A 9,513-nucleotide genomic window follows, 5' to 3' on the forward strand; every position below is an offset into this window, starting at 1 on the left:
TCCCTCCTCCGAGCCTTGTCCCCGCCCTCGGACCTCGGCGCCCGATCGGAAGAATCCGCCCTCCCGGCTCGTGCACGGTTTCGAACGAAATGTTGCGTTTTCGAGAGAGCTGAAGACGCGCGGAGCGACACGACAAACGCGACCTGGGGAAACGTTCGCAACCGGAAGAATGCGGAAGGCACGCAAAGGAAGCTTGCAGCATTTCGTAGAAAACCGTGCACGGAAGGTCGAGCCCGCCGACTAACCGAGCGCCGGCGCGCCCGAGCATCCGGCAGCGCACGCGATGGCGAAAAACTCTCGAATTCGGAAGCCTGCGGGCCAACCTGCGGGGCGCCGAAAAACCCTCTTCTCCATAACGCCTGCTCATAGAAGGGGGCTTTTCCGACAGAGCGAGGCCGCCCCTCACGAAATGCGCGACCTCTTCCGAATTCGATAGTTTTTCGCCTTTCCAGCCCGACGCGCTGCCCGCAAGGAAGCCCGAGGAGGCCGTCGAGTCGTGGTACCGCTTCAACAAGGACGGGCTCTACTCCGCGTAGCCCGTCGGCCCGGCCGGCTCCTGCGGCGTCGCATGGCCCAGCGGCAACCGCAACGTCGCCCGCGCGCCGCCGCCCTCGGCGGCGCTGCGGTTGGCCAATTCCACCGAGCCGCCATGGCGCGCGGCTGTCTCGGCGGCGACGTGGAGCCCGAGGCCGCTGTGGCCGCGCGCCGCGCGTGCGGCATCGCCCTGGTAGAAGCGCTCGCAGCCGCGGCGCAAAGCCTCCGACGAGAAGCCCGGACCCTCGTCGGCCACGCTCAGCGCCAAGCAGCCGGCGGCGACGTCTGCCCGCACGTCCACCGCAACCGACGACCCGGCCGGCGCATGCTCGACGGCGTTCGCCGCCACGTTCGCCACCGCCCGCTCCACCAGCGCCTCGTCCAACAGCATCATCGCGGGCAGGTCCGCGCCCTCGCTCCAGGCGACGCGCACGCCGCTCGCCGCCGCCAGCGCCTCGACCTGCGCTCGCAAGCGCTCGAGCAGCGGCCGCAGCCGCGCCTCCTTCGGCGCGAACGACGCGCCCACGCCCAGCGACGCGTCGATGAGCGCGGACACGTACGTTCCCATCTGGCGCGCGCCCTCGGCGACGTCGGCCGCGCACGCGCGCTGCTCGCCCGAGAGCTCGCCCTCCAACAGCAGGTCGACGTTGCCGCGCACCACGGTGAGCGGCGTCTTCAAATCGTGCGCCAGCGCGGCGATCTGCTCGCGCTGCGCCTGCTCGCCCCGCCACTGCGCCTCCAGCGAGTCCTTGAGCGAGGCGCGCATGCCGTCCATCGCGGCCAGCACGTCGTCGATCTCGCGCACGCGCGACGAGGCAACCTCGAAGTCGAGGTCGCGCTCCTCGATGCGCCGCACGGCGTCCGCGAGCGGCTCCATCTTGCGCGAGATCACCCGTGCGGCGCGCGCGGCGATGCCCACCAGCGTCAGCACCGACAGCACGGCGAGCGCGCCCAGCAGCAGGTTCTGCGGGTTCGGCAGCGCGTCGCGCAGATCCTTCGAGGCGAACTGCGGCAGATACTGGTACACGAGCACGCATACCGAGCCGTCGGCCAAGGTCACCGGCTCGTACCGCGTCATGCCAAACGTCTCGTAATCGATGGCCAGGCCGTCGAACGCAGCCGCGCGGGCATCGTCGACCGCACCCGAGGCAACGTCGCCGGCCGCATACGCGCCGTCCGGCGAGAACAGCGCCCACCTGTACGCCGAGGGCACGGCGGCGTCGATCGCGTCGGCATCGGCGGAGGGCAGCGCGGCGAGCTGCGCCGACGTCTCGTCCAGGGCCGTATCGCCGTAGTTCGCCAGAAGCACCGTCCCGCTTCCGACGAGCAAGCCGAACGCTGCGTACGCGGCCAGCGCCAGCGCCAGCAGCGCGGCCAGCACGTAGGCGAAGTAGCGCAGGATGAGCGCGCCCAAGGGAAACCTGCGTCCGCGGCCGCGGCTCGCGCCGAGCGCTCCATGCGTCCGCGCGTCCCGCCTCACGCCGTCCATTTGTACCCCACTCCCCACACCGTGTCGATGGGCTCGGCGCCCGCCGCCTTCAGTTTCGCGCGCGCGTTCGCCACATGCACCGATATCGTCGACGCGGCGCTTTCCGCGTCCCATCCCAGCACGTTCTCCACGATCTGGTCGCGCGAGAACGCCTGGCCGGGATGGCGCGCCAGGAACTCGCACACGTCGAACTCGGTCTTCGTCAGCGGCACGGTGGCCTCGCCCACGTACGCCTCGCGCGACGCGAGGTCGAGACGCAGCGCGCCGAACGACAGCGCGTGCTTGCGCTCGCGCCGCTCCCGCCGCAGGTGCGCCGCCACCCTCGCGCGCAGCTCGGCCGCGCCGAAGGGCTTGCGCAGATAGTCGTCCGCCCCCAGGCCCAGGCCGTACACGGCATCGTCCTCGGAACTTCGTGCCGTGAGAAACACGATGGGCGCGTCCACCGAGCCGCGGATGGCGCAGCACAGCTCGAACCCGTCCGTCCCCGGCATCATCACGTCCAGCAGCACCAGATCGTAGCGGTCGAGCTTCAGCGCCAGCACCTCCTCGGCGCATGCGGCGCAGCGCACGTCGTGCCCGTCCTTGCCCAGCACGCGTCCCAGCAGGTTGCGGATCGCCTCGTCGTCGTCGACCGCGAGTATGCGGGCCATCGTTCCTCCTTCCGTCTCGCACGAGTGTAGCATGAGGCATCGGCCCCGTTCCTTCAGGTCGTCCGTTCCTATTCGCCGCTGCGACGCGGGTTCTCGAAGCGGTTCGCGGCCGCCAGCGCCACCGCCAGCACGACCGCCGTGATAGCCGTGCATGCGCACGTCACGGTCGCGTACGCCGCGACCAGAGCCTCGACCTGCGCCTGCGCTCCCATGCCCGCGGCGATGGACAGCTCCAAGGGAAGCGAAGCCAGACGCGAGGGCCACGCGAACGGCACAAACGCGGCCGCCCCGATGCTGAACGCTCCGCTGAACGTGCCGGTGACCAAGCCGTTCGCCAGCCCTCCCATCAGCGTCAGCGCCGCGATGAAGCCGAGCGTCCCCATCCCGATGGAGGCGTTGCGACCGAAGCGCAGCGCGACGCACCACAGGATGACGTACGAGCACAAACTGCCCAGCGCGATGCCCGCCGTCGCAAGCGCCACCGCAGCCGTATCGGGAAGCGAACGGCCCGCCAGCGCCAGCGAGCCGCAGAACAATGCGGCTGCGATAGCGGCAGCCATCAGGCACAGCGCCAACAGCGCCGCCAATTTCGCCGCCAGCGCGCCGCGCCTCGACGACACGCCCAGCACGTTCGCGCCCTCGCCCGCCCGCTGCTCGGCATCCGCCGCCAAGCCGCAGGATATGCCCGCCAGAAGCGGCGCGCCCGCGCCGAGCAGCTGGAAGAACGCGTCGGTTCCCAGCAGGGAATCCCATGCCGAGAACGCGAAGTACGCACCCGCCAGCGCGCCGAGCGCGACAGCCAGCGCCACATGCAGCACCACAAGCGGCGAGTGGCGCATCCTAACCGCCTCCGAGCGCAGCGCGCGCCGAAACGTCACGCGCGCCCGACCGGGCTCCGCCTCGCAAGTTCGCGTCCCGGCCTCGCGCGCCTTCGCGCGCGCCTCCGCCCCGGCCATCAAGCAGCCTCACGCTTCGAGAACCACGTCGCCCCAGCCCATGCCAGCACGGCGAACAGCACCGCGGCCACGACGATGCCGACCACGGCCTCCCAACCGAACGCGCCCAGCGCCTCGCCCGCCTCCAAGGGCACGCCGGACGGCGCCACGCCCAGAAGCGGCGACACGGCGCAGAGCGTCGTCGCCGGCGGGAACGCGAACCACGCCGCCGACGAGTACAGCGCGATACCCGCGCCCAGCTGCAACAGCACCGGAATTGCGATGCCCGCAAGCGTCCCGAACCGCACGGTCAGCGCCAGCGCCGCAGGAACCATCCACGAACTCGCAACCGTCAAGATGGTCGCCGCGGCCAGCCCCTCGGCAAAACCGGGGGCATCAACGCCCATCGCTCCAAGCGCCGTCGAACAGACCAGCACCGCGAGGTTCGCAGCGAACGCCAGCGCCAGCGCGTAGCACACCTTCGCCCACCACGTGCGCGCCGGGGGAAACGGCAGCGCCAGCACCGAACGCAGCTTCTGCCGAGCGTCGATGTTCGCCACCGAGACGCAGATGAGCGCGATGGCGACGGGCATCATGAGCACGTACCAGAAGTTCCACAAATACGTTGCGACACCCCCGGTCGCGCCCGTGCCAGGAATGACGCCCGAGGACAGCACGCCCAGCGCGCAGAACGGCAACGGCGCGATCAGCGCCACCTTGCGCGGCGCCCCGCGGCGGCCCTTCAGCACCTCCGCTCTGAACACCGAGAAGAACGGCCTCGTCCGCGCCTCCATCATGCCACCGCCTTCCCCAGGCACACGTCCATGAACAAACGCTCCAAATCGACGCCCTCGCCGAGTGGAGCCTCGTAGGCCAGACGGCCCTCCACGATGATCCCCACAAGATCGGCCATATGCTCCACCTCGTTCAGGATATGGCTCGACAGCACCACCGTGATGCCGTGCTCCGGAAACGAGCGGACGAGGGCACGCAGCTCTTGAATGCCCACCGGATCAAGGCCGTTGGTCGGCTCGTCCAGGATCAGCAGCCTCGGATGACCCACCAACGCGAGCGCGATCCCCAGACGCTGCTTCATGCCCATCGAGAACTGGCCCGCGCGCTTCCTGCCCGTTTCGGGAAGTCCCACCGTGGCCAGCGCCTCGTCGATACGGCTTTCGGGAACGCCCAGAAGCGACGTGCGCACGCGCAGGTTCTCCCGCGCCGTCAAGTTGTCGTACAGCGGGGGCGACTCGATGAGCGCCCCGATATCGTTCAAGTCGTCGCGCGTCCACGGACGACCCGCGAAAGCGATCTCGCCCGAGGTGGGCCGCAGCATGCCGCACAGCATCTTGAGCAGCGTCGACTTCCCCGCGCCGTTCGGCCCCAAAAGGCCGTACACCGATCCTTCCGGCACATGCAGCGACACCCGGTCGACCGCTTTCTGCCCTTTGAACGTCCTCGTGAGATCGTTCGTTTCCACCATGAATCCCATAGAGCCTGCCCTTTCTCTTGCCTGAGAACAGGATGCGCCCGGTTTATAAAGATTCGTTAAAGACCGAAACGTTTTCCGCGATTCCGCAGCCACCGACGGCGTATCCCCGTTGACCCCGACGCTGCGTCATGGTCTACCATGCGAAGAGCAGCATCGTCACGCACACGTCAGGAGGCCCCATGCCGTTCGCGCCCGTTGGAACCCCCGCGCCGCCCTCCCGCGCCCTGCCGCGCATGGCGATCGCCCTGCTCGCCTGCCTTGCTCTATACGGCATCGACCTCGCCTGCATGGCAACCGTCCCCGCAACCGGATTCGACTTCGCGTCGGGCTTTGCGGTGCCGTTCGACCTCATGGTCTTCGTCCCGGCGGTCTTCTACCTCCTCGTGGTGCGACGCTACAGGCTGTCGCCCTTGCTGGTGCTGCCGGTCATCTGGCTGGGCGGCCTCGTGTCGCTGCAGTTCGCCGCGCCCGGCAAGCCGTCGCTGCTGGCGCCGCTCGGCCTGTGCGCCGTCGGAGTGGAGCTGGGCATCGCCGCGCGCGAGGTCCTCCGCCTCGTCCGCCGCTTCCGCACGGCGAAAGCGTCCTCGGACAACCCGCTCGACTGGTTCTTGGACGCGTTTTCCGCTCTCGCTCGCAACGAGCGGGTCGCGCGCATGGCGGCGCTCGAATGCGTCATGTGGTACTACGCGTCGGCTTCGTGGCGCCGCGCGCCGCACGTGCCGCACGGCTACCGGGCGTTCTCGTCCCACCGGCAAAGCGGCTACGTCGCCGCGGTCGGCGTCATGCTGGTTCTCATCGCCGTCGAGACGGTCGCCGCGCACCTGTTGGCAGCACGGTTCAGCGTCGCGGCCGCATGCGTGTTGACCGCACTCTCCCTCTACACGATCCTCTGGATGATCGCCGAAGCCCGCGCCGTCGTGCTGAACCCGCTTCTGGTGGACGATGTCGAGCTGGTGGCGCGCTGGGGCATGCTCGTCTGCGAGCGCATCCCCCTCGACCGCATCGCGCGCGTCGGTTCCCAGGATCCCGCTGTCCCGAAGAGGGAGCTTCTGAACCTGGCGGCCATGGGCGGGCAGGCGTTGTGGATCGAGCTGGCGGAACCCCTCGAAGTGCGCGGCCTCACCGGAAAGCCCCGCCTCGTGCGCGCGATCAAGACCACGCCCGACGATGCCGCCGCGTTCAAGGACGCGCTTCGCCCGCGAAGCTGACGCGATCCTTACCCTTGCGCTTCGCCTCGTACAGCGCACGGTCGGCCGCGTCGAACAGCGATTCGTACGTTCCTCCGTCGATACCGGCCAACGCTCCGCCCACGCTGAGCGTGACGAGCGCGCGGCCTTCGCATCTTTGCCCGTTCACCCGCAGAGCAGCCCGCTGCGCCTGAACGAGATCGGCGTGCGGCAGATACGCGACGAACTCGTCGCCGCCGATACGCGCAACGATGGCGTCGTCCGACGCCAACGCCTCTTCAAGCGACCGCGCCACGTTCGACAGCAGCTCGTCGCCGGCCAGATGGCCGAACGTATCGTTCACGCCTTTGAAGTCGTCGATGTCGATGACGAGCAGAGCTCCCACGCCGCGTTTCGCACCGGTGCGCAACAGCGGGTCGATGAGCTCGGAGGTGGCGCTCTGATTGAACAGCCCGGTCAGAGGATCGCGTCGCGCCTGGTCGGCGAGGTCTTCAAGCTGACGACGCTCCGCGGTGATGTCTCGCCAGCTGCCGATGGTGCGCACGGGCGCTCCGTTGCGGTCGTACAGCATCATGGCGTGCATGCGCGTCCAACGCCAGTCGCCTTCCGGCGAGCCCCCGAAAAGACGACGCACGTCGAGCGTCACCGACTCGCCGCCCTGCAGCGCCTCGGCCAGGCGCTCGCAGTCGTCGGGATGGATGCGCCCGCCTTCTGCGATCATCTCGGTGTAGCGCTCGATCCGACGCTCCTCGGGAAGCGCGCTGCCGTCCGCGCCGGGCGCGCGCTCGTACTCGACCAGCACGTCGCGCTCGATATCGTATTCGAACAGCACGTCGGTAACGCTGCGCAGCGCGATGCGGTAGCGCTCCCGCTCCACCGCGAGCGCGATCTCCGCCTCCTTGCGCGACGTGATGTCCATGAGCACGCTGCCGATCTTCACCGCACCGTCCTCGGTTTGCACTTTGCGACCCGAATCGAGCACCCACGCCAGCGTACCGTCCTTGCGGCGCGCGCGGTACTCCGTCTCGTACGTAGGCCCCTCGGCGAAGCAGCGCGCGACATCGGCGAGCGCCTGCGCGCGATCGGGAGCATGCACCATGCCCACCGCCGTGCCGCCGCTCACCTCCATCAGCTCTTCGATGGTGTAGCCGAGCATGCGCGCCAGACCCTCGTTGACGTAGGACAGCGTGTACACGTCGTCGTCCTCGCTCATCTTGAGGCCGCCCGTGATGTTGTCGGTGAGCAGATCGATGGTGGCCGTTTTCTCGCGCACGAGCTGCTGCAAGTACTCGTAGGTCTGCCTGCCGGCCTCGAAGGGGAAGTACCGCTCGTCCCTCATCGCCCGATAGGGATTCGACGCATGGACATGGCGGATCTTGAGCTCTCCGCCCGCATCCACCAGCTCGTAGCTGCACCGCTGGCGCTCTTCGATCACCAGCTGCGAGTCCTCGCGCGTGCGCACATTGTAGCGACCCATCACGGTGCAACTGCACTCCGTGACGTTCACCAGGTAAAACTCCTCGTCGAAAACCTCGCACGGAGGCGCAAGCGGCGCGCGCTTCGTCAAATACGACACGATCTCTTCGGCGCTGGTCGAGAATTCCACCTCGCCCGCGCCTATCCACGAGAGATCGTCGGAAAAGCGCTCAACCACCTGCTCGATGCCCGTTCCGGCGTAAAACCGGCGCACCGTGTCGCTCACGAACGACAGCGCTTCGTCGAACAGCGGGTTCATCGCACTCCTCTCGCCTGCCTCCCGAGCGAAAGCCTCGGAGGCCGAGACGGCTTGCTCACCGTCCCCCTACGCATTTCGTTCGAAAGAGTATAGCGCGCCGGCAAGCAGAAGGCTCTGTGAAACCCGCGAACAGTTCGCGCTTAGGGGCGTTCTACCCCTAGATACGAAAAGGGCCACCGGCGAAAGAGCCGGTGGCCTGGTGTTCCGTGGAGCCAGTGACAGGAATCGAACCTGCAACCCACAGTTTACAAAACTGTTGCGCTACCGTTGCGCCACACTGGCGTGCGCGTGAATCGCGTGCGTGCGTATTGTACGACATCATGCGCTTCCGGAAAAGCGTTTCCCGCAACGCCCACAAGCATGATGGGCATCATCGCTCGAAAAACACGGAATCGCTTCCGAAAACGTGTTTTTCGAGCGATGATGCGCGCCCGCTGGCCAAGCCCTCCCCCGCTGCGTCCGCAGGACGTCGGCGCCCCTAACCAGCCGAGGTTCCACCCGGCTCGTCGATCCTCAGCGCGCGGTACAGGCGGTCGGGCACGAGGCTCACGAGATCGTCGGTCCAACGCACGAGGTCGGTGGGCGCATCCGAGCGGAACCAGTCGTTCAGCACCTCGCACTCCAGCTTCGAGAATATCTCCACGATGAACCGCATGTTGTCGTTCACGGTCACATGGCGGTACTTCTCGAGCGTCTCCAACAGCACCGTCTTGCGGTTCTCGGGCATAACGGTCTGGCCGAAGGGCGTGTTGATGCTGTACTGGATGGACTTGCGGTAGAAATCGCGCTCCTGCGCGATAAGCCGGAGATGATGATAGTACCCTGTCTTCCAATCGATGGTGCGCCCTATCTCGTTGAGGTAGAACTGCCGGCAGAAGATGGAATGCCACCAAGGGATGTCGTATTTGCTTTGAAAATGGCGGTAGAACGTCTGCCGGGATATTCCCGCGTTCTCGCATATCTCGGCGATCGTGATGCGATCGAGCGATTTGTCGACGGCATGCAGTATCTTCATCTTCGTGCGCAGCTCGGGCGATCCGAAGATGTCCTGTCCATGAGCAAGATCCGGCAGCATACAAAGCCTCCTCTTAGAGCACCCCGACTTGAACCTGCAAGAAACCTGTCAACCGAATTAAACATACAGCACCGAAACGCCTGACAGCACGTTACATTCTTGCACAATTGTCCGGCATAGTTGACAATCATATTCTTTAATTCCGCAACTCGGACATACGGATGACCTTGTGCAACGGCACCGCGACACCGAACGGACTGCGCCCTTTGAATAGCGTTTCCCAGCCCATCACAATATCTTCACAGAGAGGTGGACACGCCACCCGAAGACCTTGAAGGCGGCGCCGGAAGCGCTGCCGGAGAAAGGAGACTGTCATGGCGAAGATAGTCAATTCTTGGAACGACTGGGATCCGCTGAAGCGCGTGATCGTCGGCCTGTGCGACAACTCGGTCATCCCGCCCGAGGAGCCCGCGACC

At 67.0% G+C, this 9,513-nt stretch carries 8 protein-coding genes and 1 tRNA gene; 1 reads left to right on the forward strand and 8 read right to left on the reverse strand.

The window, feature by feature from the left end:
- Positions 1-523 precede the first annotated feature (523 nt).
- From ACMO6A_RS12285 to ACMO6A_RS12305, 5 genes are all read right to left on the reverse strand, one after another.
- Positions 524-1,948, reverse strand: coding sequence for a HAMP domain-containing sensor histidine kinase (locus ACMO6A_RS12285; RefSeq protein WP_114513125.1), 1,425 nt, complete (start codon positions 1,946-1,948; stop codon positions 524-526).
- A gap of 62 nt (positions 1,949-2,010) precedes the next feature.
- Positions 2,011-2,673 carry a response regulator transcription factor gene (locus tag ACMO6A_RS12290; protein WP_418471339.1) on the reverse strand — a complete coding sequence of 221 codons (663 nt, stop codon included), beginning with the start codon at positions 2,671-2,673 and terminating at the stop codon, positions 2,011-2,013.
- A 68-nt stretch (positions 2,674-2,741) separates the two neighbouring features.
- Positions 2,742-3,512: an ABC-2 transporter family protein gene (locus ACMO6A_RS12295; RefSeq protein WP_021409297.1), complete on the reverse strand. Its 771-nt coding sequence runs from the start codon at positions 3,510-3,512 to the stop codon at positions 2,742-2,744.
- Between the two features lie 116 nt (positions 3,513-3,628).
- Positions 3,629-4,405: a hypothetical protein gene (locus ACMO6A_RS12300; RefSeq protein ID WP_015760429.1), complete on the reverse strand. Its 777-nt coding sequence runs from the start codon at positions 4,403-4,405 to the stop codon at positions 3,629-3,631.
- Positions 4,402-5,100 (reverse strand): lantibiotic protection ABC transporter ATP-binding protein, encoded by a 699-nt coding sequence (locus ACMO6A_RS12305; protein ID WP_015760428.1) that lies wholly within the window; start codon positions 5,098-5,100, stop codon positions 4,402-4,404. Before ACMO6A_RS12305 ends, ACMO6A_RS12300 begins: the two co-directional genes overlap by 4 nt.
- A gap of 128 nt (positions 5,101-5,228) precedes the next feature.
- Here ACMO6A_RS12305 and ACMO6A_RS12310 point away from each other — a divergent pair, with 128 nt between their 5' ends.
- On the forward strand, positions 5,229-6,308 hold the full coding sequence (locus ACMO6A_RS12310) for a hypothetical protein (protein ID WP_418471340.1): 1,080 nt from the start codon (positions 5,229-5,231) through the stop codon (positions 6,306-6,308).
- Here the strand turns inward: ACMO6A_RS12310 and ACMO6A_RS12315 are convergent.
- The 3 genes from ACMO6A_RS12315 to ACMO6A_RS12325 form a co-directional block, all read right to left on the reverse strand.
- Positions 6,280-8,022 carry a sensor domain-containing diguanylate cyclase gene (locus tag ACMO6A_RS12315; RefSeq protein ID WP_114554596.1) on the reverse strand — a complete coding sequence of 581 codons (1,743 nt, stop codon included), beginning with the start codon at positions 8,020-8,022 and terminating at the stop codon, positions 6,280-6,282. The genes ACMO6A_RS12310 and ACMO6A_RS12315 overlap by 29 nt on opposite strands.
- Positions 8,023-8,229: 207 nt before the next feature.
- A tRNA-Thr gene (locus ACMO6A_RS12320) sits at positions 8,230-8,304 on the reverse strand.
- Between the two features lie 196 nt (positions 8,305-8,500).
- Positions 8,501-9,097 (reverse strand): TetR family transcriptional regulator, encoded by a 597-nt coding sequence (locus tag ACMO6A_RS12325; RefSeq protein WP_009304701.1) that lies wholly within the window; start codon positions 9,095-9,097, stop codon positions 8,501-8,503.
- Between the last annotated feature and the right edge of the window lie 416 nt (positions 9,098-9,513).

This window comes from Eggerthella sp. (assembly GCF_048329335.1).
In the GTDB taxonomy this organism is placed as follows: domain Bacteria; phylum Actinomycetota; class Coriobacteriia; order Coriobacteriales; family Eggerthellaceae; genus Eggerthella; species Eggerthella lenta.